The organism is Ruegeria sp., from assembly GCF_965199275.1.
GTDB lineage: Bacteria > Pseudomonadota > Alphaproteobacteria > Rhodobacterales > Rhodobacteraceae > Ruegeria.
The window spans coordinates 1-25,428 of sequence record NZ_CBDAQX010000028.1 but is presented as its reverse complement, the minus strand read 5'-3'; the positions used below and the strand labels follow the sequence as shown (position 1 = coordinate 25,428).

Genomic DNA, 25,428 nt, shown 5'->3' with positions numbered 1-25,428 from the left:
GAGTTCGAGCTCAGAAGCTCATCGTAAGCGTAACGAGGCACACACATGGCATTTCAGCTTGACTTTTGAAAGTTCCATGGCAGGAGCTCGTCGATACGGCTTTGGGGGTGACCGGCTGCTATTTTTTGGAGCGTTGAGGTCAGATATGCATTGGGTTCCACGCCGTTCAACTTCGCGGTCTGTATCAGAGATGCGATACGGCCCCAACTGGCGCCGCCTTCATCATGACCCGCAAACAGTGCGTTTTTCCGCCCAAGGGCAATTGGTCTTTGGAGATTTTCGACGTTGTTGGAGTCGATCTCAACCCGGCCGTCACTGAGAAAGACCTGCAAGCCGTCCCAATGTTTGTGAATGTAGTTGAGCTTTTCACCAAGTCTGGATTTTTTAGAGACCTGCAGGCGCTGCTCCTGAAGCCAGGTGCCGAACTCGGCAACCAAGGGCGCGGTTTGTGTCTGGCGCGCAGACAGGCGCTGTTCGGGTGGAAGGCCCCGAATTTCAGTTTCAATTGCGTAAAATTCGGCAATCCGACGCAAGCCCTCTGCTGCGATCCCGGACTTGTCGCGGTCAAAGACCTCCTTCAGTTTGCGGCGAGCGTGGCTCCAACAATAGGCGGCTCGGATCGGAGAGCCCCCTTTCCGCGTTGGCCGCATCAACCGATTATACCCCTGATACCCATCCAACTGCAGAACACCGTTGAACCCCTTGAGAAACTTCTCTGCGTTTTCGCCAGCCCGACCGGGTGCATAGAAATAAACAACCCCTGGTGGTGCATCGCCCCTCCAGGATCGGTCGTCACGTGCCAACGTCCAGAAATAACCGGTTTTCGTTTTACCCTCTCCCGGATCGAGGACTGGGACCGTGGTTTCATCCATGAACAGTTTGGTCGAAGACTTCAGGTGTTCCGCCAGCCGCTCAACAACCGGCTTGAGGTGGAACGCGGCCTTTCCGACCCAGCCCGCGAGCGTGGCGCGATGAATGTCGATGCCAGAGCGCACAAGTATCTGCGATTGACGGTACAGAGGAAGGTGGTCTGCATACTTGCTGACCAACACGTGCGCGATGGCCGCTTCGGTCGGAAGTCCGCCCTCGATCAGCCACGATGGTCCCGGTGCTTGTTTCACGCCTCCAGCACATGACCGGCAGGCATATTTCGGACGGACCGTTACGATCACACGCAACTGCGCGGGCACGATGTCCAGCCGTTCACTGCGATCTTCACCAATCTTATGCATCGCGCCGCATCCGCACGGACATTCAACACTGTCAGGTTCGATCACCTGTTCGATCCGCGGCAGATCTTCAGGCAGATTGCCGATATTGCGCTCAGGCGCTTTCCTGGGCTTTGCCTTTTTCTCTTTGTCACAGGATTGAGTGGCTGCCTCGCTTGAGGCCTCCGCCTCGCTGAGCGCAACTTCAAGATCTTCGGCCCCGAGATTACGCTCGTCCTGAGTTAGTTTTTCCGATTTCTTGCCGTAAAGCGCCCGCTTCAATTCCGCAATCAGGCTTTCATAACGAAGGATCAAAGCGTTTTGCTCTGCAATCTGTTGGTCTTGACCCGTTATCTGCCGATCTTGATCCGATATTTGCTGGGCCTGATCTGCAATGTGCGCCCCCTGATCTGATATGCAGGCGCTCTGCTTGGTTGTCAGTTCCTCCAACTCGGCAACCCGACGTGCATTGTCCTCGACAAAGGCCTGAACAGCCTCTTTCCTGACTTCCGACCTTTTTGTTGATCTGACTGGGTTTTTGGTTTGTTTTCAGGTGTGGTTGCTCAGAGGCGCGTTGTAGTGCCCCATTATTATAAAAAGTATTGACATGGGCCTTCAGATGGCTAACCTCTTCGCCCATGTTCATCCGCACCAAACATGACGCAAAGCTCAACCGCACACGGATCCAGATCGTTGAATCCGTCCGCACCGGCTCCAAGGTACGCCAGAAGATCCTGCGCCATGTGGGTGTGGCCCATAACGACAGCGAGATTGAGGATATCAAGCGTCTGGCGGGCCGCTTGATGGAGCAATTACGCATTGATCGCTCGCCGCAAATGGAACTGTTCACGCCCACGGAATATGCCGATCTGCAGGCGCTGGTGCGCCGCGCTCCGCGGCCGGACAAGCTTGGCGTTGATCTTGCCGAGTGCCGTGAGGAGGCGCGGGTCTCTCTGGGTCTGCGGGATGTCATGGGGACGATGTATGACCAACTGGGTTGGGGGGCCCTTCTGGGGGCGGCGCGTAAAAGTGCCAATCGCATTGTGAAAGAGCTGGTTATGGCGCGGATCGCACAGCCCGAGAGCAAGCGCGCGACCGTGGAGGCGTTGGAGAACCAGGCAGGCATCACGCTCAATCTGGACGTGGTCTATCGGAGCATGGATTACATCAATACGCCGGTGATAGACGGGATTTGCAAAACCTCTCACGCGGCGGCAGAGAAGTTGCTGGGCGGGCCAGTGACCGTGCTGTTCTACGATTGCACGACCCTGGCCTTTGACACCGAGCGCGAGGACCCGGCCGAGGATGCGGACGGGGTCGAGCAGGATCATCTTCTGGCCAAGGGCTTCAGCAAGGATGGCAAGCATCACCGCGCTCAGGTCATGCTGGCGCTGATCGTCACCTCCGATGGGCTGCCTGTGGGCTATGAACTCTTCCCGGGAAACACCTGGGAAGGTCATACGCTGGAAGCTGCGCTGAAGGCGTTGGAGGGACGCTTCGACGTGGCCAGGGTCACGTTCGTGGCCGATGCCGCCATGCTCAGCAAGGACAACCAGCAGATGTTGCAGAACAAGGGTCTGCCCTACATCCTCGGCTATCGCATGAAGTCCGCCCCGGCCGCCGTGAAGGCGAACATTTTGAGCCCGGAGGGACGCCAGCCTTGGGCTGGACACGGTTCTGAAGAGGCAACCGAGAAGGGCTGGTACAAGGTGATCGACCAGGAGGGAGCGCGGGTCATTGTGACCTGGTCACCCACCCGGGCACGCAATGATGCCCACAAGCGCGACAAGGCAATCGAAAAGCTGCACAAGAAGCTCAAGCGCTCTCGCAAACCCGGCAGCTTCAGCAGCCGGGGATATGGCCGCTTCCTGGCCTTCCCCGACAGCGGGGACGTCACGCTGGATGATGCAAAGATCAAGGCAGCGGCACAATGGGACGGGCTGCATGCCATTGTTGTTCATGGTGCGGACGAACTGGAGGCACAGGACGTCATTGCCCGCTATCACCAGTTGTGGGAGATCGAAGCCTGCTTCCGCACCAACAAGCACGATCTGAAAATCCGGCCCATCTATCACTGGTCGCCGCGTCGGGTCCGGGCCCATATCGCCATCTGCTACATGGCCTTCTGCTGCCTGCAGCACCTGCGCAAGCATCTGGACCTGCTCGGACACCCGATGAGCCCGGCTCGTATCCGCAACGAGTTGAACGCATTGCAGCTCTCGATCCTGCGCCACAAAGGCACCCCTGACCGCTACGGCATGCCAAGCCATGCCACGGTCGATGCCAGACGCATCCTCACCTGCGTCGGCCTGACCTGGAACGAAGCCCCTTTCAAGATACCCCCCGGGCGCACCCGAAAAACTGGCCAGACCAAAGCCTGAGCTCCCTCAACACTCCGAAACAATCGCTGGCGAAAAAAGTCCGTGTAGTGCCTTTTGCCAACCAAGGCATAATAATATCAATGACTTATACGAAAAAATGTCGGAAGTCAGGAAAGCGTTTTGCTCTGCAATCTGTTGGTCTTGACCCGTTATCTGCCGATCTTGATCCGATATTTGCTGGGCCTGATCTGCAATGTGCGCCCCCTGATCTGATATGCAGGCGCTCTGCTTGGTTGTCAGTTCCTCCAACTCGGCAACCCGACGTGCATTGTCCTCGACAAAGGCCTGAACAGCCTCTTTATGTTCGGCGGGCAGAGCATCAAGATTGAAACCATTGGAGTCGGCAGTCATACCTGCGAGCATACACAGCCCGAACTTCTAAATCCTGCCCAATCAACCGCCTGATTCACTCTGCCGCAGTTGGCCGCCGCGTCTCGACAGGTTTGACCTTCCGCCAGTCCAGACCAGAAAAAAGCGCCTCAAACTGTGCTCTGTTCAGCGTCATCACCCCATCGCGAATAGCAGGCCAGACGAAGTCTGTATCTTCCAGACGCTTATAAGCCATAACCAGACCTGACCCATCCCAAAAAACCAGCTTCAGCCGATCCGTTCGCTTCGCGCGAAATACGAACACCGTCCCGCTGAACGGGTCTTCCCGCAGAACCGACTGCACCAGAGCACATAAGCCATCATGACCCTTGCGAAAATCCACCGGCTGTGTGCTGACCAGAATGCGCAACTTCTGTGCAGGGAAAATCATTCAACAACCCCAACCGCTCGGGCAATCTCGGCAATTCGCTGTGCCGATGTATCGGTGCCCAAATTGATCGACACCCCGCGGAAAACGATCTCGACCTTTTCCGCTGGTGACGATGGCGGGCGAACCTGCGGCTGAACACTTGCCTCATCACCGTCACAAAGAACCACGGGCGCAAACTCAACATGTTCATCAGGCTCCGGAGCTGGAAGCACCAGTTTCCCATCTTTTGCCAGACAACGCCATTCCGACAATCGGTTCGCATTGACCCCGAATTTACCAGCCACAGCTTTTACCGTCGCCCCCGGCTTCAAAGTCTCGGCAACAATGTATGCCTTCGCATCATGCGACCATCGGCGACGGCCATCAACTTGATACTCAACGCCCAACGAGCGGAGGAACTCCGTCATCGACTCCATGGAGAAAATCCTTATCCCTGTTACGATAAGGAAAATCTGACAGCGCAGGGGCTAGCGCGCGAGGCAAAAAATGGGTGAGCACCTCGTTACGCTTACAGCTCATCCGGGACCCAGCCATTATTCTTGAGCCAAGATCCAATCGCCGGGGCTGACGCTCGCCCACGTTTGTTCAGTGGTCGCTCATGATCACTGAGGTTGGGATCATCCCAGCTGGACTTGGCGTGGCGGGTCAGGATCAGTGTGTGTGTCATGACGGATGAAAGGCCCTCATATGATGTGCGGATTGGTCCGGGTCTCGGCCTGCGCGGGCGCTGACAGGGCAGGAGAGGCGCGCGAGGCATCCTCCGGTCATGCAGATCTGCCCCTCGGGCGTGGCGAGGTGGTTGTGGCAGGCCTCGACATTGTAAAAGCTCTGATCATTCAGCGCCCCCACAGGGCAGGTTTGTGTGCAAGGCGCTGCGCATGAGGTGCATGGCGAAGGGGCGGTTGCCAGGGGGATCGGGAATTCATCGGCGAAATGAAGCGCGCCGCGCAGTGAGATCATCATGCCCATCTGGTCATGTACCAGAGCGCCCACCGGGCTGCTGAAGGTCCGCCCTGATTTCAACGCCCAGTCGATGAATGGCGCGTAGGGAGGGCCGCCGAAGGGAAAATGTGCCTCGGCACCGAAGTCCTGGGCCAATTGCCCAACCACACGGAGTGACCAACGATCTACCGGGTCCTTGCCCTGCCATTCCGGCGCGGCTTTCAACTGGGGCCAGAACTCGGGCCCTGCGCCGAAAAGGATCAGCGTTCCGCCATCCAGTTGTTTCGCTTGAACCTGACGCGGGTGCAGCGCACCCATGACGATCCTGACTTCCGACCTTTTTGTTGATCTGACTGGGTTTTTGGTTTGTTTTCAGGTGTGGTTGCTCAGAGGCGCGTTGTAGTGCCCCATTATTATAAAAAGTATTGACATGGGCCTTCAGATGGCTAACCTCTTCGCCCATGTTCATCCGCACCAAACATGACGCAAAGCTCAACCGCACACGGATCCAGATCGTTGAATCCGTCCGCACCGGCTCCAAGGTACGCCAGAAGATCCTGCGCCATGTGGGTGTGGCCCATAACGACAGCGAGATTGAGGATATCAAGCGTCTGGCGGGCCGCTTGATGGAGCAATTACGCATTGATCGCTCGCCGCAAATGGAACTGTTCACGCCCACGGAATATGCCGATCTGCAGGCGCTGGTGCGCCGCGCTCCGCGGCCGGACAAGCTTGGCGTTGATCTTGCCGAGTGCCGTGAGGAGGCGCGGGTCTCTCTGGGTCTGCGGGATGTCATGGGGACGATGTATGACCAACTGGGTTGGGGGGCCCTTCTGGGGGCGGCGCGTAAAAGTGCCAATCGCATTGTGAAAGAGCTGGTTATGGCGCGGATCGCACAGCCCGAGAGCAAGCGCGCGACCGTGGAGGCGTTGGAGAACCAGGCAGGCATCACGCTCAATCTGGACGTGGTCTATCGGAGCATGGATTACATCAATACGCCGGTGATAGACGGGATTTGCAAAACCTCTCACGCGGCGGCAGAGAAGTTGCTGGGCGGGCCAGTGACCGTGCTGTTCTACGATTGCACGACCCTGGCCTTTGACACCGAGCGCGAGGACCCGGCCGAGGATGCGGACGGGGTCGAGCAGGATCATCTTCTGGCCAAGGGCTTCAGCAAGGATGGCAAGCATCACCGCGCTCAGGTCATGCTGGCGCTGATCGTCACCTCCGATGGGCTGCCTGTGGGCTATGAACTCTTCCCGGGAAACACCTGGGAAGGTCATACGCTGGAAGCTGCGCTGAAGGCGTTGGAGGGACGCTTCGACGTGGCCAGGGTCACGTTCGTGGCCGATGCCGCCATGCTCAGCAAGGACAACCAGCAGATGTTGCAGAACAAGGGTCTGCCCTACATCCTCGGCTATCGCATGAAGTCCGCCCCGGCCGCCGTGAAGGCGAACATTTTGAGCCCGGAGGGACGCCAGCCTTGGGCTGGACACGGTTCTGAAGAGGCAACCGAGAAGGGCTGGTACAAGGTGATCGACCAGGAGGGAGCGCGGGTCATTGTGACCTGGTCACCCACCCGGGCACGCAATGATGCCCACAAGCGCGACAAGGCAATCGAAAAGCTGCACAAGAAGCTCAAGCGCTCTCGCAAACCCGGCAGCTTCAGCAGCCGGGGATATGGCCGCTTCCTGGCCTTCCCCGACAGCGGGGACGTCACGCTGGATGATGCAAAGATCAAGGCAGCGGCACAATGGGACGGGCTGCATGCCATTGTTGTTCATGGTGCGGACGAACTGGAGGCACAGGACGTCATTGCCCGCTATCACCAGTTGTGGGAGATCGAAGCCTGCTTCCGCACCAACAAGCACGATCTGAAAATCCGGCCCATCTATCACTGGTCGCCGCGTCGGGTCCGGGCCCATATCGCCATCTGCTACATGGCCTTCTGCTGCCTGCAGCACCTGCGCAAGCATCTGGACCTGCTCGGACACCCGATGAGCCCGGCTCGTATCCGCAACGAGTTGAACGCATTGCAGCTCTCGATCCTGCGCCACAAAGGCACCCCTGACCGCTACGGCATGCCAAGCCATGCCACGGTCGATGCCAGACGCATCCTCACCTGCGTCGGCCTGACCTGGAACGAAGCCCCTTTCAAGATACCCCCCGGGCGCACCCGAAAAACTGGCCAGACCAAAGCCTGAGCTCCCTCAACACTCCGAAACAATCGCTGGCGAAAAAAGTCCGTGTAGTGCCTTTTGGCAACCAAGGCATAATAATATCAATGACTTATACGAAAAAATGTCGGAAGTCAGGAAAAGGATCAGCGTTCCGCCATCCAGTTGTTTCGCTTGAACCTGACGCGGGTGCAGCGCACCCATGACGATCAGCCCAACCCGCTGCGCTGCGTGTTCGACACGGTCATAAATGTTGTGAGAGGAGGCGGGCTTTTGGGTCATATCTCCTCCGGTTTGGAATTAGTCGGGGCGTATCAACGACCCGGCACCGTGTTCGGTGAACAGCTCCAGCAGGACCGCGTTGGGCGCGCGCCCGTCCAGAATAACCACCGCGCGCACTCCACTATGCAGCGCATCCAGCGCGGTTTCGGTCTTTGGGATCATACCACCGGCAATGGTGCCTTCCAGAGTCATTTCGCGGATCTGACCGGCCTTCAGCTCGGTCACCACGTCGCCAGCGGCGTTCTTGACGCCCGAGACATCCGTCAGCAGCAGCAGGCGGTCGGCTTTTAAAGCCGAGGCGATAGCCCCCGCAGCTGTGTCGCCGTTTACGTTAAAGGTCTCTCCTTCGGTGCCCGCGCCTAGTGGCGCGATGACCGGGATCACGTCATGTGAGAACAGGTCGTGCAGAACCTTGGGGTCCATCTTCGACGGAGACCCCACAAAGCCCAGCGAAGGATCGGTCTGTTCGCAGGTCATCAGGTTGGCGTCCTTGCCCGACAGGCCCACAGCGGTGCCGCCCTGGCGGTTGATCGCCTGTACGATCCGCTTGTTCACAAGGCCGGACAGGACCATCTCGACCACTTCGACCGTCGCTTTGTCGGTGACGCGTTTGCCGCCCACAAACTCTGACTGGATGTCCAGCTGTTTGAGCATCGCGTTAATCATCGGTCCGCCGCCATGCACGATCACCGGATTCACACCGACCTGCCGCATCAGCACCACGTCGCGGGCAAAGCTATCCATCGCCTCATCGCTGCCCATGGCATGGCCGCCCAGTTTGATGACGACAATCGCGCCATCGTAGCGCTGCAAATAGGGCAACGCGCTGTTCAGGGTTGCGGCGGTGGCGATCCAATCCCGGTTCATGTCTCGTGTCTTCATGGCTGTCAGTCCTCTGATCCACCCTGTTAGGGCGTTTGGACCGGGCTGCCAAGACCATACCGCTGCAAATGCAGGCTATGGGGGCCGCGCCGGGTTGGCGCGGCCCCTGTTCAGATCAGCTCATCGCGCGTTTCATCGCGGGAATATTGCTGAGGATCAGCAAGTCGAAGACCAGTACAACCAGTAAGGTCAGCCCTACCAGCGGGAAAGCCATAGCTGTGAATAGCCCGATCAGGACCGCGCCTTTCCACAGCGGCAATTCCGCAGGCATCGGTGGAGCCGCCAGACGACGCGCCTTTTGCGGGCGGCGCTTGACCCACATCACCACGCCCGAGACGCAGACGAAGATCACCGATAGGCAGAACACCACGTTGAGAATGAAGTTCCACGTGCCCATCAACCCCATATGGAATGGGATCCCAACGGCCATGGATTGTCGAGAACATTCTGAATTGTCCGGTGTAGGTAACATGCCAATTGTCCGCTTCAGTTGATTGCGCGGTGGCCCAATTCGGAGGGAGCCGTAGGCGACCGTAGATTTGGGCCACCGCGTTCGCGCCACGTCGAAGCGGGTCACGCGACTTTGTGTTTGCTATCCTCCTGTGTGATGGGTGATCCGTCAGGCTGGTAGCGGCCAATGCATCTCGGGCCGTGGAAGATGACCAGTTGACCATCGGGGTATTCGTGGACCCTGACCTTCGCCTTGACGAAATGATGACGGTGCCTGTCTGCCGCGATCTGCATGACCAGGCCCTTGTAGCGCACCGTATTGTCGTTGCCGACGACGCGGTCTTCCTGCACACACAGGGTGTCGCGCACATTGCCTGTAAACGGCACGAAGGCCGAGGTCGTATCCTCCGGCTCCTTTGCAAACAGGGCATTGTGTTCGGGAAGATAGACCTCTTTCAGGAACTGATTGGCCTCTTCAATGGTTGTGATCCCATGGGACCGCAGTTCCTGCGGCAATCGGTTCTGGAACGTGCCAAACATGCGTTCAGACCGTCCACGGGCCTGCGGTGAATAGGCCGGGATCAGCTCAATGCCGAGTTGCTGCAAGGCGCGCCCGACCTGGGTCAGATTGTCCTTGTCCACTTTGCCGCCCGCTTCGGGCGTATGCCAGTAATGAGAGCCCCGATCGGCATAGAGCGAGCAAAACAGACCTTGCGCCTCGATCACCTCTGTCAGCCCCTGAAAACTGCTCATCGTCCCTTCTTCCTCGACAAAGAATGCCGAATAAACCCGGTTGGTGGCATCGTCCATGGTGACGATCAGATCCCACCACTGACCCGGAACCCATTCATGGCTGGAGCCGTCCTGATGCAACATCATGCCAACCATCGGACGGCGGGGCCGCTTGCGCCGATGGGCACCTCGTCGGGGTGCTGCCTGAACCCGGCCGTGGCGCTGCAGTGTAAGCCGCACCCAGTTGTAGCTCTGTGTGAAACCATGGTGGGCCACCAGCTTCTCGTGGAAATGCTTCGGCGTGTAATCCCAGTACTTGGTATCAAACAGTTCAAGCATCTCCATGACCTTATCCGTGGCAACACGATTGTTGGCCAGTTTGCCAAGCCGACGGTCGTACAGACCTTCTGCACCATCCGCCTCAAATCGATCCTCCCAACGCCTGACGGTGCGCACGGATACACCCAGTATCTCAGCCGCCTGTTCTTGCGTCAGCTTGTTCGCGCTTCGCCGCGAATACACATCTTCAAACTTCATCAGTCGAACTTCCTGTAACACTTCTGCTCGGTTCATAACGCCTCCTCTCAGAGACAGAATAGAACCGGACAGATCGCATGTTACATACACCGGACATATCGCGTGTTAGCGACAATCCCAACGGCCATGGATTTGCCCATCAGCGAATAGTCCGTATACCGTACATCGGCCAGGATTTTGCCGGTGTATTGGTCGACATGGACAGTTCGGTCGTTCACGGGATCGGTCGAGTCGCTGCTCATGCTGTCGCGGTTGAGCGTCCAGACGCCATCCTCTCCGCCCGGATAGGCCACGCGGAATCGCCCGCTCATACCCAATGCCGTCCCCAAAGCGACTAGGGCGTCGATATCGATCACAGTCCCGTCAGGCACGCCCTCAATGCCGGCGTCAGAGCCGGAGGCAGGCATGGGCGTTTGCTCCAGCGCCCAAGGCACGTCGTTCTGATGACCGTGGTTCATGCTGGCGTGGGTTTCATCCGACAAGGGTACGTTGTCCCACTTCTCGGCTGGAAAGCTGCTCCAGGGTTGAACGATCATACCGCCCCAGACCCCGGCCCAAGACAGGCCCGAGACAAGGAAGACGACCAGCAAGAGCGACATCCAGAAGCCGACCACTGCGTGCAAGGACTTCCACAACGCGCGCCCTCGCGCCTTGAGGTTGGGCACAAATGCCGCCATCGCATTGCTGCGTGGCCACCATAGATAAAGGCCGGTGAACACCAGAACGAGGCTCAATCCTGCCGCGATTTCAAGGATGCGGTCCCCAGTGGTACCGATCAGGAGGGTCGAGTGGATATTGTCCGCCAGATCATACCATCCGGCGCGGCGATCCCAGATTTCCAGAACCTGACCGGCGTAGGGGTCAACCGCGACCAAGCGTTGGCCTTCATCGGTTTTGATGCGGAAGACGGTGGCCAGATCCTCGGCCTTGGGGCCGATCCATTCGACGACCTGCCCGGGAACCTCGGCCAAAGCGACTTCGGCCTGTTGCGAGACGGGCAGGGCTTTGCCTTCGACCGTGACGGCGATTTTCTCGCCATCGCGCCCGTCAAACTGGGTTATGAACATCATCATCAAACCGGTGACGGCGAGGATGATCAGAAACGGGATTACGAAAATCCCGGCGTAAAAGTGCCACCGCCACGCGGCAAAGTAGAATTTTTGCGCAGTTGTATTCTGCGTCGGGGCTGTGCCCGAAGTTTGGCTATCCATTGCCATTTGAAATCTCCATATACAGACATCCCTCGCGCGCAGGTGCGCGCAGGGTAAAAACAAGGTTTCGCTGTTTTTCAGGAGAAGCGGGGTGGTCCCCGCGCATCATAGCGGGCGTAAAATCCTGCACTGCGATGGGTGAAATCAGATTGATCCCAGCGCGGCTGCAATTGGAAATCCGCTGGAATGATCAACTCAAATCCAGGGAGATTGGCATCCGCAGTGAGCCCCGCAAAAGGGCACATGGAGCGCGTGTCATGCTCATCATGGATTGGATCGTCCGGGTCCAGATTGACCCATTGCTCGACCGTTCCCTCACCGGTGCAAAGCACCAGTAGGATCTTACCGTCATTGCCTTGCGCCGGCATCCAGCCCTGCGGAATTGCACTGGTCGCGAGCAGTGCAAGCAGGGTCAGGACACCAAAGACGCGCAGGATCAGGGTCATTCCAGATGGGCGATGATTGAGCGGAGCGTTGGCACCCCATCCCCTTTTTCCGAGGATGTCAGAACGATCTCAGGGTAAGCGGCGGGGTGCTTGGACAGGGCTGTACGCACTTGGTTCAGCACTTTCTCGCGGTCGTTGGCCTTCACCTTGTCGGCCTTGGTCATTACGCATTGAAAGGTCACGGCGCTGGTGTCCAGCAGCTTCATGATCTCGTCATCCACAGGCTTCACCCCATGGCGCGCATCAATCAGAACGAAGGCCCGACGCAGGGTTTGCCGCCCGCTGAGATACTGTTTTAGCAGTCGCTGCCATTTCTCAACTACCTTGACCGGAGCATTGGCGTAGCCATAGCCGGGCAGGTCCACCAGATACAGCTCAGGACCTTGGGTGAAAAAGTTGATCTCTTGCGTGCGGCCTGGAGTGTTCGAGGCACGTGCCAGACCCTTTGTACCAGTCAGCGCGTTGATCAGGCTGGATTTCCCCACGTTCGAACGTCCGGCAAAACAGACCTCAAGCCGGTCGGGGGCGGGCAGGCCGTTCATCGCGACGACGCCTTTGACGAACTCGGATTCACCTGCAAACAGCTTGCGCCCACGCTCCAGCGCGAACTCGTCGGGATCTTCGGCGAGAGGGAAGGGCAGGGTGCTCATAGCAGTTGAACCTTGTCGTAAATGCGGATTTCACCGCCTCGGATCACCTCGGCATAAACGCCGAAATCCTGATGGTCCCAACTGTTCAGGGCACCAAGCGTGTCCGCATCCCGCTCTCCCGTGTTGGGGTTGGCAGTGGTCGCCAGACAGCGCGTGATCCGTTCGCGCACGTGGAACACGGCCTGTCCAATCTGAACTTCACGCCCGAGCCAATCGAACTCCTCCCACAGGGGCAGGCCATCGAACCAGATATTGCCGCGCCAGCGGATGGGTGAGAGCTCACGGCCCAGCTTCTGTTCGACCGCGCGGTGGCTGGCCATGTTGCACAGGCTGATCGAAGGGAAATCACTGTCGGTCATTCCCCGACCGGGCACACGCACGATCCGCGCCGATGCTGCGCGATCCGCAGGCATCAGTGGTTTGACCCACTCCAAAAACACGTCCTGCTGCGTATCGGGTGCAAAGCTCAGATCCGGACGATCAGGGTGGCGAAGGGTCACGCTGTCGCCGTGGGATTCGGCCGAGATTGCCATCAGCTTGGGCGCCTTCGCACCGCGGCTGAAATTTACGCAGGGTGCCCATTCCGAGCCGTCGGTCCTGGCAGCCTCATGCGCGACGGCCCAAACACGATCCCCGGGCATGGTCTGCCCGGGGAGTACAGTGATCTCGGTCAGGGCTTCTCGCCCATGGCTCTTGATCGGGTGCCGCCAGATGGCTGAGACCTGCCCGCTCATTTGCCGTCCGTCTTCGGCGTGCGCTTGAAGCCGGACTTGATGTTGCCGAACACGTCCGGCTTATATCCTTGGCTGCGCATGATCAGATACTGCTGGGTGAAGGTGATGGTGTTGTTGGCAATCCAGTAAACCACCAGACCGCTGGCAAACCCGCCCAGCATGAACATGAAGACCCACGGCATCCAGGCAAAGATCATCGCCTGTGTCGGATCGGTTGGCGCCGGGTTCAGCTTTTGCTGTAGCCACATCGAGATACCCAGCAGCAGGGGCAGGATCCCGATAAAGATCAGCGCAAGGAAACTTTCGGGCGCGGGTGCGGCCCAAGGCAACAAGCCAAACAAGTTGTAGATCGAGGTCGGGTCCGGCGCGCTGAGGTCCTGGAACGGACCAAACCACGGGGCCTGACGCAGTTCGATGGTGACGAAAATCACCTTATACAGAGAGAAGAAGATCGGGATCTGCATCAGGATCGGCAAACAGCCCGCGGCGGGGTTTACCTTTTCCTTCTTGTACAGCTCCATCATGCCCTGCTGCATCTTCTGGCGGTCGTCGCCCGCAGCCTCTTTCAAGGCTTCCATCTGCGGCTGAAGCTCCTTCATCTTCGCCATCGAGACGTAGGATTTGAACGCCAGTGGGAACAGGATCGCCTTGATGATCAGCGTCAGGCCGATGATGGACCAACCCATGTTGCCGATCAGAAGATTGATATTGTGCAGCAGCCAGAAAATCGGTTTCGTCAGGAAGAAGAACCAACCCCAGTCGATGCTGTCGATGAATTTCTGAACGCCCTCGGATTGGTACTCCCGAATGGCTTCCCATTCCTTGGCGCCCGCGAACAGGCGGGTGCTGACCTCTTCCGTCGCACCGGGAGCCACGGTGAGGGTCGGAAGCACGGTTTCGGTCTGATAGATTTTGCGTCGCGAGTCGTATTTTGCGGCTGCTTTGAAGGCCGATCCGGGCTCGGGGATCAGTGTTGTCATCCAGTAGTGATCGGTGAAGCCGATCCAGCCGTCCTCTTTGACTTGGTAGACCTCGGCCTGAGCGCGTTCGTTCGGGTCGATGTCAAAGTCGCGGACATCACCATAGTCGACCTCGGTCAAGGTTCCGTCGGCCATTCCAATCACGCCTTCATGCAGGATGAAGAAATTCTTGAGGCCCGGCAGATCGCCGTCTTCGCCAATGCCATGGCGGGCCAGAATGCCGTAAGGGGCCATGCTGACCTCGGCGCCGGTGGCGTTTTCGACCGATTGGGTCACCGAGAACATGTAGTTTTCGTCCACCGAGACTGTGCGGCGGAAGGTCAGGCCGTTGCCGTTGTCCCACGCCAGAGTGATGGGGGTGTCCACGCCCAATGTCTCGCCCTGCTCAAGGGTCCAAAGGGTGTTGGGGCCGGGAACGTCTGTGCCGCTCACGCCGGATCCGGGGGCCCAGCCATAGAGGGCGTAATAGGCCGAGTCCGACCCGACAGGGGCCAGAAGTTCGACGATCGGTGCGTTTTCCTCAAGCGAGACTTTGTAGTCCTTCAAGAACAGCTCATCAATGCGGCCACCCGACAGCGACAGGCTACCTTTCAGGCGGGGCGTATCAATCGCAACGCGCGGGGCCTGCTCTTCGGGCTGAGCCTCTTCCGCGGTCGCGGTTGCCTCGCCAACCGTTCCGGTGCCGCTTGCGCTGGGCGTTTGAATCTCTGACCCTTCGGTTGCCGCTATCTTGGTCTGTTCCGTTCCGGGCGTGGGTTCCGGCGGAGGGAACAACACGAACCAGACCAGGATCACGAGAAAGCTGAGCGCGGTTGCAAGGATGAGATTCTTGTTCTGATCGTCCATCTGGGACAGCCACCTTGAGCAGTGAAAGACACCCGCAGGGTTCAATAGAGTGCGGGCCCAAAGGTCAAGCGGAATCGGCTGCAAATTCGTCGCGCCTTGGCATTCCAGGCCAATCTTTCACGGAATTCAGCCGGTTTGGCGTCCGATTTTCGGAACCCCATTCATCTTGCCGTTATGCGCGGCCATCCAGTCCAGCGTCTTTTCGAAGGGCATTGGCTTGCCGATACCAAAGCCCTGCACGTGATCACATCCAAGCTGGGCCATCAGGGCATGTTCCCCCGGTGTTTCGACCCCTTCTGCCAGCGTCTCGAGATCCAAGCGTTCGGCCATGGTCAGGATGGCGCTGGCCATCTGTTGCTGACTGGGGTCCTGATCGGATTTCGCCACGAATGAGCGGTCTATCTTGATCCGCGAAACGTTGAACCGTTTGATCGACGCGATCGAAGCATGGCCGGTGCCGAAATCATCCAGATCAATAAAGCACCCCAAAGCTGCAAGGCCGGTGACATTGCGGGTGATCACGTCGTCGGGGCGGCGGGAAAAGACGGTCTCTAACACTTCGACAGTCAGCCTGTCGGGGGTCAGGTCGAATTGATCTAGCTCCCATTTGAGGCGGTCGATCAAGCCCGGTGCACGCAGCTCATCCGAGGAGAAGTTGACGCCCATACGCGGCACAATAACGCGCGCCCTGTCCCACGCCCGCATGGCGGTGAAGGCGTGGTGCCGGATGGCCTGACCCAAACGCTCCATCAAATCGGCTTGTTCGGCGAAGGGCAGGAAGACTTGAGGACTCAGTACACCTTTTTGCGGATGTTCCCACCGGGCCAGCGCCTCAAAACCCGTAACGCGGCCGGTATCCGTGGATACCTGTGGTTGGAACCACGGGCGGATATCGCCATGATCCAGTGCCGCCTCGAACTCCTTGCGCAGATTGCTTCGGACCAGTGACCTGCGCCGGGTCTCGGAGGAATAGGCCCGAATCGTCGAGGGCCCACAGCGCTGTGCCTCGGTCAGCGCATCGGTGCTGGCGGCTTTCCAGTCTGCAACCGTGTCGCCAGAGATAGTTTTGTTCAGGCTGAACCCAATCGAACAAGTCAGGTAGAGACCGATTCCATTGAGCATGATCGGCTCTTCCACCGCAGACTGGATGCGCCCGGACATCTGAATGCAGGCCTCGAGGTCCAGCTGCTGCGACGGATGCAGACCGATCATCAGGCCGTCGTCTTCGACCAACATCGCAATGTCATCGTCGCGGATCATCGAAAGAACGCGGCTGCAGAATTGCTGGTGGATGTGATCGGCGGCGGCCTGACCGTGAATATCCGCAACCTCGGGAAAACCGTCGATCGCAATGGCGATGCAAGCTGCGCCAGCCTCTTGCTGAAACGCGATTTCAAGCTTTTTTGCCAAGGCCAGATTAAACTGTTCGTTTGGCAGCATACCACCGATTTCCTGCCCAGCGCGCGCTTTCGACTGATTGTTCACAATCCCAGCTACTGCGAACATCAAAGGTACCCCAAGCGTCACACTGACAAGCGCGCGTTCGCCCCCTAGCCAAAACGCCCCAAGGCTGAGCGCTGGCAGAAAGGCCAGTGCAGATGGCCCGCTGAGGGCAGAGATTACAGGACGGAGAAAACGGTCAAAATCAGGAAGTTTCCGCATAGCTATTCCGGGCCTTGGGCATCAAACGCTCAAGGTGAACGGTAGGAAACCAGTCTGAGTCAGACGTTAACGCAACTGCGGAATTTCAGCAGAATTTTCGTCTTTTTTGGCAAGATCCAGGGAAAGCCCTGAAAAGTCGAACAATTTTGGGTCCAGCAAATGGGAGGGGCGGGCGTTGGTCAGCGCGCGGAACATAACCTGACGGCGGCCGGGGCTGTTCTTTTCCCACTGATCAAGAATCTGTTTGACCTGCTGGCGTTGCAAACCATCCTGACTGCCGCAAAGATCGCAGGGAATGATCGGATAGTTCATCGCCTTGGCGAATTTCTCGCAATCGGCCTCGGCCACATGGGCCAGCGGGCGGAAGACGAACAGGTCGCCCTCTTCATTGACCAGTTTGGGCGGCATGGTTGCCAGACGCCCGCCGTGGAACAGGTTCATGAAGAAGGTTTCCAGAATGTCATCGCGGTGATGGCCCAGCACCACGGCCGAGCATCCCTCTTCCCGCGCGATGCGATACAGGTTGCCCCGGCGCAGGCGCGAACACAGGGCGCAATAGGTCCGGCCTTGGGGAACCTTGTCCATCACAACGGAATAGGTGTCCTGATACTCGATCCGATGAGGAACGCCCATCCGCTCCAGAAACTCGGGCAGGACGGTGGCGGGAAAGCCCGGCTGTCCCTGATCCAGATTGCAGGCCAGCAAATCGACCGGCAGCAACCCACGCCATCTCAGCTCATAGAGAATGGCAAGCAGGGTGTAGCTGTCCTTGCCGCCCGACAGGCAGACCAGCCAGCGTGGCGGCTTGCCATCCTTGTCATGGGCGGACGGGTCGATCATCCCGTACTGCTCGATCGCCTCACGGGTCTGGCGCACGATGCGTTTGCGCAGCTTCTTGAACTCGGTTGTCGAGGGCGCGCCAGCAAACAGCGGATGGATATCGTCGGCTTCATCAAACATGGACCGTGATTACAGCGCAGGATGCGCGCGGGCAAGGTGTCGTGAACCCGGGCCAGTTTTTGGGGAAAGCGCCGCCTGTGCTATGCTCTGCGGATTTATCGACGGAGTTTAAATTGGACTATTTCTTTACCGTCCGCGGACGCAGCGGCAATCACTATTCAAACAAACTGGGCAAGGCGCGCTACCTAGCAATACCGTCCAACGTAAAGACACCGGCGCGCAAACATGAAATCCGAATCTCGGACTGGCTGGACAAGGTGCAGCAGGCCGCCGGGGCGACGGATCATGAAAAGGGCCACATCGTCTTTTTCGTGCATGGTTTCAACACCGAGCAGTTCGAGATGTTGGAGCGGCACCGCAAGATCCGCAAAGGGCTTGAGGCCCACGGTTTCAAAGGTGTGATCGTCAGCTTTGACTGGCCAAGCGATGGATCCGTCTTGGGCTATAGCTCGGACAGAGCCGATGCGCGTCGCTCGGCGGATAAGCTGTTCAATGACGGGATCAGACGTTTGTCCAAAATGCAGACCCCGGATTGCCCCCACAATGTTCACGTTCTGGCGCATTCGATGGGGACGTTTCTGGTGCGCGAGGCCATGGACTATGCCGATGACGACCATGAGATCGCCCAACACAGCTGGACCACCAGCCAGATCGCCTTTGTCGCGGCGGATGTCTCGGCCAAATCTTTCCGCGAGGGCAGCGCCAAGACCTCATCCTTGATGCGGCGGTGTACGAGGCTGACCTGCTACTACAGCCCGTTTGATGAGGTTCTTTCGATCTCTGAGGTCAAGCGCGTGGGCGTTTCGCGCAGATTAGGGCGGGTGGGTATGCCCTCGGACCATCCTGAAAAGGCGGTTAACCTGTATTGCGGCAAGTTCTTCAATGACAATCGCGCGGATTACCCGGATGGGCCATCCGCCAGCCACAGCTGGTATTTCGACTCGCCACGATTCTACGAGGATTTGCTCCACACTCTGCTGGGTAAATTGGATCGTGAAGTTATCCCGACCCGAAGGTTCACGGACCGAGGGAATCTGGCGCTGGTCTAATCGTCTTCCGATTTTTCGGGCACCGGGTCATACCCCGTACCACCCAATGGGTGGCAGCGCCCGATTCTACGGGCGGCCAGCCACGCGCCCTTGATCGCGCCGTGTTTCTCAAGCGCTTCGAGCGCATAGGTTGAGCATGTTGGTTGGTAGCGACAATTGAATCCGACCCACGGGCTGAAAACCAACCGGTATGCGCGCACGGGCAGGGCGAATATGCCCGCCAGCAGGGTCATTTGCGAGGGGCATGGATTTTGCGCAGCGCATAGCGCAGATCGTCGAGCATGGCGTCATACGCCCGCCCGGCGGTGACCTCGGCGCGGCCGATCAGGACATAGTCCCAGCCGTCATGCCCCTGCTTGGGTAGTACGGCACGGGCGGCTTCGCGCAGGCGGCGCTTGGCGCGGTTGCGGGACACCGCATTGCCGACCTTTTTGGAACACGTAAACCCGACGCGAATGCCTGCGCCCTCGTCCGAAGCGCGCCTGCGCGCCTGCACCATCATCGAGGATGTGCCTTGCCGACGCGCCTTTGCCGCTTTCAGGAAATCAGAACGATTCTTGAGAACGGTCAGAGGTTTGGGCGCGCAAACGGACGCCGCCGGGGGCTTGACCCTCGGTTGGTTGATACCATCCTCAGGGGCCTCCGGCGGCGTCATGTTCATAACCTGATCGGTGAGGCGGTTTACGCGCTCAGCGATTTGCGGCCGCGTGCACGGCGCGCGTTCAGGATTTTGCGACCGGCTTTGGTGGCCATGCGCGCGCGGAAACCGTGGCGGCGTTTGCGAACCAGGTTCGAAGGCTGATAGGTGCGTTTCATCGCTCCGTCTCCAATCTAAAGCGGTGGGTGCGGCGCGGATTCGCCTAGCCCGAATGTTCGAAGCCCGTCCTCTACTGCCAAGCGGGGGGTAAGTCAAACCCCAAGGCACGGGTTTTCGCGCCTTTTGCAACAATTCTGTAACCTGGCCGGTCAAAAGATTTCAGAATCCGGTTTTTTGCGCCCCGAACCCTCACATTCGCGGCCACAGAGTTCAAGGCCGCGTGAGGGGCCTGTTGCAGGACCACAGGGAAGCGCATGTTGGGGTCAGAATGAATCAACCAAAGCCGGACAGCCAGATGAGCGAAACGACCCAAGCACCGCGCAGCGGGTTTGCGCGCCATATTCCATTGCTTGTGATCCTGACCGTTGCCGCGGTGGGGTTCTTCACCCTTGGGGACTACCTGAGTTTTGAAACCCTGCGCGACAATCGCGAGGCCCTGTTGGCCTGGCGGGATGAGTATTACTGGGCCATGGCCGCAGCTTTCGTTGGGATCTATATCGTGATTGTGGCGTTCTCTCTGCCCGGGGCCGCCGTCGCCTCGATGACCGGTGGGTTCCTGTTCGGCCTGTTCGCAGGCACCGCGTTCAACGTGTTCGCGGCCACGATCGGCGCATCCGCCATCTTTCTGGCCGCGCGCTGGGGCTTGGGTGAGTCGCTGACGGCGCGGCTCGAATCCTCGGAAGGGACCATCAAGAAACTCAAGGACGGCCTGCGCGAGAACGAAATCTCGGTCCTGTTTCTGCTGCGTCTTGTGCCCGTGGTTCCGTTCTTTGTGGCCAATCTGGTTCCGGCTCTGGTGGGCGTGAAATTCCGCAACTTCTTGTTCACGACGGCGCTGGGCATCATTCCGGGCGGGATTGTCTACACTTGGATCGGCGTTGGCCTGGGCGGTGTCTTTGATCGCGGCGAAACGCCGGATGTTTCGCTGCTTTGGGAACCTTTTGTTATCGGTCCGATCATAGGCTTGTGCGTATTGGCTGCTCTGCCCATTCTGATCAAAGCCCTGCGCGGGAAAAAGGACGCCTGAATTCCATGAAAGAGCTGAAAACAGATATCCTGGTCATCGGCGCCGGGTCGGGCGGTTTGTCGGTTGCGGCAGGGGCGGCGCAGATGGGGGCCGATGTGATCCTGCTGGAAGGCCACAAGATGGGCGGGGATTGCCTGAACTTTGGCTGTGTCCCCTCCAAGGCCCTGATCGCCAGTGGCAAGATGGCTTATGGGCAGGCCCATTCAGCGCCCTTTGGCGTGGCCGATGTTGTGCCGCAAGTGGACTATGCGGCAGCCAAGGATCACGTGCAGGGCGTCATCGCTCAGATCGAGCCGATGGACAGTCAGGAACGGTTCGAAGGGTTTGGCGTCAAGGTGATCCGCGAATTTGGCACCTTCCTGTCGCCGACACAGGTGCAGGCGGGTGAGAACGTGATCACCGCCCGGCGGGTTGTCATCGCCACCGGATCATCGCCGCTTGTGCCTCCGATCCCGGGGCTGGACTCGGTGCCGTTCTACACGAATGAAACCATCTTTGATCTGAAGGAGAAGCCCGACCACCTGTTGATTATCGGCGGTGGTCCCATCGGGATGGAGATGGCGCAGGCCCATATCCGGCTGGGCTGCAAGGTCACCGTGATCGAAGGCGCAAAGGCGCTGGGCAAGGATGATCCCGAGGCAGCGGCCCTTATTCTGGAGACCCTGCGGGCCGAAGGCGTCGACATTCAGGAACAAGCCATGGTCGCACAAATCCGAGGCTCGGCTGGCGCGGTCGAGGTCGTCACCCAGAACGGAGACATCTTTGCCGGTACCCACCTGCTGATGGCAGCCGGACGCAAGGCCAATGTCGAACGCCTGAACCTCGAGGCCGCCGGGATCGACCGAACACGCACAGGGATCAAGGTGGATGACGCCCTGCGCACGACCAACCGCAAGGTCTATGCCATCGGCGATGTGGCAGGTGGTCTGCAATTTACCCATGTGGCGGCGTACCATGCGGGCATCATCATTCGCTCGGCCCTGTTTGGCCTGCCGTCAAAGGCCAAGACAGCGCATATCCCCTGGGCCACCTATACGGACCCCGAACTGGCTCAGGTTGGCTTGACCGAGGCGCAGGCCCGCGACCAGCATGGCGACGCGACGGAGGTCGCCCGGTTCGACTACCATCATAATGACCGCGCCATATCCGAGCGAAAGACAAAAGGGTTCATCAAGGTCATGGTCGTGAAAGGACGCCCCGTGGGCGCGACAATCGTGGGCCATCAGGCCGGAGAGCTGATCAACTTGTGGTCCCTTGCGCTGGCCAATAACCTGAAGATGGGGCAGATCGCCGCGATGGTTTCGCCCTATCCGACGATCGGAGAGCTTAACAAACGTGTGGCGGGGGCTTATTTCTCGCCAAGGCTGTTTGAGAATCAGACGGTTAAACGCGTGGTCAGGTTCGTGCAACGCTGGATCCCCTGACCGGAAGAGGAGCGCCAATTGAACTCGCTGTCCGGCCGATTTCTGATCCTGACGACGGTCTTCGTGATGTTGGCCGAGGTCCTGATCTTTGTGCCGTCCATCGCGCGTTTCCGAGAAGACTTCCTGCTGAACCGGCTGGAGCGCGCGCAGATCGCGTCTTTGGCGCTGCTGGCCGATGACATGCTCGCTGACGATCTTGAGGCCGAGCTGCTGGCAAATGCGGGTGTCTACAACGTTGTCCTGCGGCGCGATGAGGTGCGGCAGCTGATGCTGTCATCGCCGATCCCGGAACAGATCACCAACACCTATGACCTTCGCGATGCTGGCCCGTGGATCCTGATCCGCGACGCAATGAACCGGATTTTCACCACCGAGAATGAAGTCATCCGCGTGATCGGTGAGCCGGTCAAAGGGGCCGGTCTGTTGATCGAGGTGACTATAGACAGCATGCCCTTGCGCATGGCGATGGTCGACTACGGGCTGCGCATTCTGGGTCTGTCCTTCGTTATTTCGATCATCACGGCCTTCTTCCTGTTCCTTGCGGTGCGCGTCGTGCTGGTGCGTCCGATCAAAAGCGTCGTCGGCTATATGCAACGCTATGCCAGCGCGCCCGAGGATGCGCGTGGCATCATCACTCCCAACTCCAAGGTCACCGAATTACGTGAGGCGGAAGAGGCTTTAAAGATGCTGCAGACCGACCTGACGCAGGCTTTGAAACAACGCGAACGTCTGGCGCAACTGGGTGGCGCTGTCGCCAAGGTCAGCCATGACCTGCGCAATATCCTGACCTCGGCGCAGTTGTTTACGGATCGGATCGAAGCCAGCGATGACCCCCTTGTCCGCCGCATGGCGCCCAAGCTGGTCAACTCGATCACTCGCGCGGTTTCGCTGTGTGAAAGCACCCTTGCCTTTGGCCGCGCGGAAGAGCCTGCGCCGACCCTGACCATGGTGCGCGTCCGCGACATCGCCGAGGATGTTGCCGCAAGCGAGCAGCTGGCTGTCGCCGATGCCTGCGTCGAAATCGTGAACGAAGTGCCCGAGGATCTGGTTGTGCGCGCAGACCCAGAGCAGCTCTTCCGCGTGATCATGAACCTTGTGCGCAATGCCCGGCAGGCTCTGGTCTCCTCAGGCAAACCCGGGCGCGTCACTGTCACCGGCTGCGCCATGGAGGCCAGCTGGTGCATTGAAATCCGCGATAGCGGCCCCGGTCTGCCGCCCAAAGCCCGCGAGAATCTGTTCACGCCATTCCAAGGTGGCGTGCGCAAGGGCGGTTCGGGCCTTGGGCTTGCGATTTCACAGGAACTGGTGCGCGGACATGGTGGAGATCTCGTGCTGAAAGAGACCGGACCCACCGGTACAACCTTCGAAATAAGCCTTCCACGCGGCGATCTAACTTTTTAATGATTTTTTGCAGAATCGTCTTGCACGTCCCCCGCACCGGGTCTAAACAGCGCCTCACCAACGCGGACCGATAGCTCAGCTGGATAGAGTACTTGACTACGAATCAAGGGGTCGGGGGTTCGAATCCTCCTCGGTCCGCCACTTGGTGATTTTCCCAAATCTCAATGAGATACACTAGGTTGCTTAAACCTATGTGTTTTATGGCTATCGCCGCGTTGGCTGGTTTCGTTGGATTTTATCCGATCATACCCGTATACTTTCATTGAGTGGTATATTTTGTGGTATTTTCATGGCTGCGCTCAGCGGGAAGCTGACAAAGAAGCTGGTAGAAAATCTTGGCCCGGGTCGGCATGGCGACGGTTCTGGTCTGTATCTTGTTGTTGATCCATCGGGTGCACGGCGCTGGATCGTGCGCGTAACCGTCAAAGGGCAGAAGAACCGCAAGGGCGCTCCTCTGCGCACGGATTTTGGGTTGGGTGGCGCTGATGTTGTCACTCTGAATCAAGCCCGCGAAAGAGCTCTCGAGTATCGACGAATGGCAAAGTCAGGGCTGAACCCTCGGTTCAATGCCCAGCGCGAAATCCCAACTTTCGAGGAGCTCAGCCGACAGGTCCACATCGACCGCCTGCCAACATGGAAGAATGCCAAGCATGGGCAGCAGTGGCTCAACACCCTGCGCGACTATGCGTTCCCAAAGATCGGGCGCATGCCAGTCGACAGCATTGATCAGCCCGAAGTGTTAATGTGCCTGTCCCCGATCTGGACCGATAAACATGAAACCGCAAAGCGGCTGTCGCAGCGGATCAAGACGGTGCTCGATGTGGCAAAGTCCAAAGGCTTCCGATCGGGCGAGAACCCGGTGACCGCTATCCGCGAAGGCAAAGTGCTGCCCGCCGTCAAAGCCAAGGTCCAACACCACGACGCGATGCCGTGGCAGGAGGTCCCCGCGTTCTATGCCGAGTTGCATACCCGCTCAGCTATGGCCGCCAAGGCGCTGCAGTTCACCATTCTGACCGCCTGCCGGACCTCAGAGGTCCTGGAGATGAAGTGGCCCGAGGTCGATGTTGATGCGCGCCTGTGGACCATACCATCGGAGCGCATGAAAGGCGGGCAAGTCCACCGCGTGCCCCTCACTGACGAAATGCTGGCCATTCTGGAGCCGCTGCGTGCGCTGGCCTCTGACTATGTGTTCGAGGGGCAAAAGCGGCATCAGCCCTTGTCAAACATGTCCATGCTGATGCTGCTGCGCCGGATGCGGCAGGATGGCGTTACCGTGCATGGTTTCCGCAGTTCGTTTCGGGACTGGGCGGCAGAGGCGGCGAACGCGCCGCGCGAACTGGCGGAGGCGGCTTTGGCTCATCAGGTTGGGTCCGATGTGGAGCGGGCTTATGCACGGTCGGATTTGTTGGAAAGGCGGCGCGAATTGATTGAGCGCTGGTGCTGGTTCATTTGCTAACGACCATGATCGGAGGAAACGAGTTTATTGGAACGTTTTACGGAAGAAGAAATTGAACGGCTAAACAGAGTTCTTTCCTATGAACTTAACCCATTCGTTCATGGCGAGGGTAAAAAAGAAACCAGTTCCAATTGGTAGGAAATCGAAGGACTGGTTATTCGAAACTCGAATGAATTTACCTTCCGATGCGAATGCCGAACTCGACCGGATTGGTTTCGACGAGCTGCCAGATCAAGTTCGCATCCACCTGTTGAACGAGATTTTGGAAGAAAGACAGGTTAGTTCAGCGCCCAAATGGTGGGAGATGAATTTCTTTCAATTTTCCACAAATGATCTCTGGGAATTTTTCGTGGAGCAATGTCGAAGAAACTATGAAATCGACCACCTGACTTCCGACCTTTTTCCTGACTTCCG

Annotated in this window: 27 protein-coding genes, 1 tRNA gene and 2 pseudogenes; 9 read left to right on the top strand and 21 right to left on the bottom strand. The window is 58.6% G+C overall.

From position 1 onward, the window contains the following. Positions 1 to 53: 53 nt before the first annotated feature. Together tnpC and ACOERD_RS27355 are read right to left on the bottom strand one after the other, a co-directional pair. A complete protein-coding gene (gene tnpC / locus ACOERD_RS27360; RefSeq protein ID WP_419741181.1) occupies positions 54 to 1,562 on the bottom strand; it encodes an IS66 family transposase in 1,509 nt (502 codons plus the stop codon). Then, positions 1,507 to 1,854 carry a hypothetical protein gene (locus tag ACOERD_RS27355; protein WP_419741107.1) on the bottom strand — a complete coding sequence of 116 codons (348 nt, stop codon included), beginning with the start codon at positions 1,852 to 1,854 and terminating at the stop codon, positions 1,507 to 1,509. Before ACOERD_RS27355 ends, tnpC begins: the two co-directional genes overlap by 56 nt. On the opposite strand from ACOERD_RS27355, the gene ACOERD_RS27350 reads away from it, so the two are divergent. Then, positions 1,847 to 3,589 (top strand): IS1634 family transposase, encoded by a 1,743-nt coding sequence (locus ACOERD_RS27350; RefSeq protein ID WP_419737624.1) that lies wholly within the window; start codon positions 1,847 to 1,849, stop codon positions 3,587 to 3,589. The two genes, ACOERD_RS27355 and ACOERD_RS27350, sit on opposite strands and share 8 nt — an antisense overlap. Before the next feature lie 6 nt (positions 3,590 to 3,595). On the opposite strand, the gene ACOERD_RS27345 is transcribed toward ACOERD_RS27350, so the two are convergent. The 5 genes and pseudogenes from ACOERD_RS27345 to ACOERD_RS27325 form a co-directional block, all read right to left on the bottom strand. Next, positions 3,596 to 3,940: a hypothetical protein gene (locus tag ACOERD_RS27345; RefSeq protein ID WP_419741106.1), complete on the bottom strand. Its 345-nt coding sequence runs from the start codon at positions 3,938 to 3,940 to the stop codon at positions 3,596 to 3,598. A gap of 55 nt (positions 3,941 to 3,995) precedes the next feature. Then, on the bottom strand, positions 3,996 to 4,349 hold the full coding sequence (gene tnpB / locus ACOERD_RS27340) for an IS66 family insertion sequence element accessory protein TnpB (protein ID WP_419737608.1): 354 nt from the start codon (positions 4,347 to 4,349) through the stop codon (positions 3,996 to 3,998). Continuing rightward, the gene (gene tnpA / locus ACOERD_RS27335; RefSeq protein WP_419737609.1) at positions 4,346 to 4,756 is read right to left on the bottom strand and encodes an IS66-like element accessory protein TnpA; all 411 of its coding nucleotides are present in this window, start codon (positions 4,754 to 4,756) and stop codon (positions 4,346 to 4,348) included. Before tnpA ends, tnpB begins: the two co-directional genes overlap by 4 nt. Before the next feature lie 104 nt (positions 4,757 to 4,860). Further along, positions 4,861 to 5,016: pseudogene (locus ACOERD_RS27330) on the bottom strand (SixA phosphatase family protein); the annotation flags it as partial. Positions 5,017 to 5,322: 306 nt separating this feature from the next. Next, on the bottom strand, positions 5,323 to 5,760 hold the full coding sequence (locus tag ACOERD_RS27325) for a hypothetical protein (RefSeq protein ID WP_419741105.1): 438 nt from the start codon (positions 5,758 to 5,760) through the stop codon (positions 5,323 to 5,325). Between ACOERD_RS27325 and ACOERD_RS27320 the strand changes: the two genes are divergently transcribed. Then, entirely contained in the window at positions 5,753 to 7,495 is a 1,743-nt protein-coding gene (locus ACOERD_RS27320) for an IS1634 family transposase (protein WP_419737624.1), read from the top strand. The two genes, ACOERD_RS27325 and ACOERD_RS27320, sit on opposite strands and share 8 nt — an antisense overlap. 6 nt (positions 7,496 to 7,501) lie before the next feature. Here ACOERD_RS27320 and ACOERD_RS27315 read toward each other — a convergent pair whose 3' ends face one another. From ACOERD_RS27315 to ttcA, 11 genes and pseudogenes are all read right to left on the bottom strand, one after another. Then, complete coding sequence (locus ACOERD_RS27315) at positions 7,502 to 7,750, bottom strand: hypothetical protein (RefSeq protein ID WP_419741104.1); 249 nt, start codon at positions 7,748 to 7,750, stop codon at positions 7,502 to 7,504. Between the two features lie 18 nt (positions 7,751 to 7,768). Further along, on the bottom strand, positions 7,769 to 8,632 hold the full coding sequence (argB, locus tag ACOERD_RS27310) for an acetylglutamate kinase (protein ID WP_170375950.1): 864 nt from the start codon (positions 8,630 to 8,632) through the stop codon (positions 7,769 to 7,771). Positions 8,633 to 8,747: 115 nt separating this feature from the next. Beyond that, complete coding sequence (locus ACOERD_RS27305) at positions 8,748 to 9,062, bottom strand: PepSY domain-containing protein (protein WP_419741103.1); 315 nt, start codon at positions 9,060 to 9,062, stop codon at positions 8,748 to 8,750. Positions 9,063 to 9,205: 143 nt separating this feature from the next. Continuing rightward, entirely contained in the window at positions 9,206 to 10,387 is a 1,182-nt protein-coding gene (locus ACOERD_RS27300) for an ISNCY family transposase (RefSeq protein ID WP_419737631.1), read from the bottom strand. A gap of 77 nt (positions 10,388 to 10,464) precedes the next feature. After that, positions 10,465 to 11,568 (bottom strand): annotated as a pseudogene (locus ACOERD_RS27295) (PepSY-associated TM helix domain-containing protein); the annotation flags it as partial. 71 nt (positions 11,569 to 11,639) lie between these two features. Next, on the bottom strand, positions 11,640 to 12,008 hold the full coding sequence (locus ACOERD_RS27290; RefSeq protein WP_419741102.1) for a DUF2946 domain-containing protein: 369 nt from the start codon (positions 12,006 to 12,008) through the stop codon (positions 11,640 to 11,642). After that, positions 12,005 to 12,658, bottom strand: coding sequence for a ribosome biogenesis GTP-binding protein YihA/YsxC (yihA, locus tag ACOERD_RS27285; RefSeq protein WP_419741101.1), 654 nt, complete (start codon positions 12,656 to 12,658; stop codon positions 12,005 to 12,007). Before yihA ends, ACOERD_RS27290 begins: the two co-directional genes overlap by 4 nt. After that, on the bottom strand, positions 12,655 to 13,392 hold the full coding sequence (locus tag ACOERD_RS27280) for an MOSC domain-containing protein (protein ID WP_419741100.1): 738 nt from the start codon (positions 13,390 to 13,392) through the stop codon (positions 12,655 to 12,657). The genes yihA and ACOERD_RS27280 overlap by 4 nt, the downstream gene beginning before the upstream one ends. Further along, positions 13,389 to 15,218 (bottom strand): membrane protein insertase YidC, encoded by a 1,830-nt coding sequence (yidC, locus tag ACOERD_RS27275; protein WP_419741099.1) that lies wholly within the window; start codon positions 15,216 to 15,218, stop codon positions 13,389 to 13,391. The genes ACOERD_RS27280 and yidC overlap by 4 nt, the downstream gene beginning before the upstream one ends. A 126-nt stretch (positions 15,219 to 15,344) precedes the next feature. Further along, complete coding sequence (locus ACOERD_RS27270; protein WP_419741098.1) at positions 15,345 to 16,880, bottom strand: putative bifunctional diguanylate cyclase/phosphodiesterase; 1,536 nt, start codon at positions 16,878 to 16,880, stop codon at positions 15,345 to 15,347. Positions 16,881 to 16,946: 66 nt separating this feature from the next. Next, positions 16,947 to 17,840 (bottom strand): tRNA 2-thiocytidine(32) synthetase TtcA, encoded by an 894-nt coding sequence (gene ttcA / locus ACOERD_RS27265; RefSeq protein WP_419741097.1) that lies wholly within the window; start codon positions 17,838 to 17,840, stop codon positions 16,947 to 16,949. A 113-nt stretch (positions 17,841 to 17,953) separates the two neighbouring features. Between ttcA and ACOERD_RS27260 the strand changes: the two genes are divergently transcribed. Beyond that, positions 17,954 to 18,889: an alpha/beta fold hydrolase gene (locus tag ACOERD_RS27260; RefSeq protein WP_419741096.1), complete on the top strand. Its 936-nt coding sequence runs from the start codon at positions 17,954 to 17,956 to the stop codon at positions 18,887 to 18,889. Here ACOERD_RS27260 and yidD read toward each other — a convergent pair. Genes yidD through rpmH form a run of 3 tightly spaced genes read right to left on the bottom strand, consistent with a single transcriptional unit; the run spans position 18,886 to position 19,705 of the window. Further along, positions 18,886 to 19,122: a membrane protein insertion efficiency factor YidD gene (yidD, locus tag ACOERD_RS27255; RefSeq protein WP_419741095.1), complete on the bottom strand. Its 237-nt coding sequence runs from the start codon at positions 19,120 to 19,122 to the stop codon at positions 18,886 to 18,888. The genes ACOERD_RS27260 and yidD overlap by 4 nt on opposite strands. After that, on the bottom strand, positions 19,119 to 19,544 hold the full coding sequence (gene rnpA, locus ACOERD_RS27250) for a ribonuclease P protein component (protein ID WP_419741180.1): 426 nt from the start codon (positions 19,542 to 19,544) through the stop codon (positions 19,119 to 19,121). The genes yidD and rnpA overlap by 4 nt, the downstream gene beginning before the upstream one ends. Before the next feature lie 26 nt (positions 19,545 to 19,570). Further along, entirely contained in the window at positions 19,571 to 19,705 is a 135-nt protein-coding gene (rpmH, locus tag ACOERD_RS27245) for a 50S ribosomal protein L34 (RefSeq protein ID WP_005980833.1), read from the bottom strand. Between the two features lie 296 nt (positions 19,706 to 20,001). Between rpmH and ACOERD_RS27240 the strand changes: the two genes are divergently transcribed. The 6 genes from ACOERD_RS27240 to ACOERD_RS27215 form a co-directional block, all read left to right on the top strand. Further along, positions 20,002 to 20,733 (top strand): TVP38/TMEM64 family protein, encoded by a 732-nt coding sequence (locus ACOERD_RS27240; RefSeq protein ID WP_170376065.1) that lies wholly within the window; start codon positions 20,002 to 20,004, stop codon positions 20,731 to 20,733. 5 nt (positions 20,734 to 20,738) lie between these two features. Then, complete coding sequence (locus tag ACOERD_RS27235; protein WP_419741094.1) at positions 20,739 to 22,157, top strand: dihydrolipoyl dehydrogenase family protein; 1,419 nt, start codon at positions 20,739 to 20,741, stop codon at positions 22,155 to 22,157. A gap of 18 nt (positions 22,158 to 22,175) precedes the next feature. Continuing rightward, a complete protein-coding gene (locus ACOERD_RS27230) occupies positions 22,176 to 23,558 on the top strand; it encodes a sensor histidine kinase (protein ID WP_419741093.1) in 1,383 nt (460 codons plus the stop codon). Positions 23,559 to 23,622: 64 nt separating this feature from the next. Beyond that, positions 23,623 to 23,699, top strand: a tRNA-Arg gene (locus ACOERD_RS27225). 148 nt (positions 23,700 to 23,847) lie between these two features. Continuing rightward, positions 23,848 to 25,014 (top strand): tyrosine-type recombinase/integrase, encoded by a 1,167-nt coding sequence (locus ACOERD_RS27220; RefSeq protein WP_419741092.1) that lies wholly within the window; start codon positions 23,848 to 23,850, stop codon positions 25,012 to 25,014. A 169-nt stretch (positions 25,015 to 25,183) separates the two neighbouring features. Continuing rightward, a partial coding sequence (locus tag ACOERD_RS27215; protein WP_419741091.1) for a hypothetical protein occupies positions 25,184 to 25,428 on the top strand: 245 nt, incomplete at its 3' end.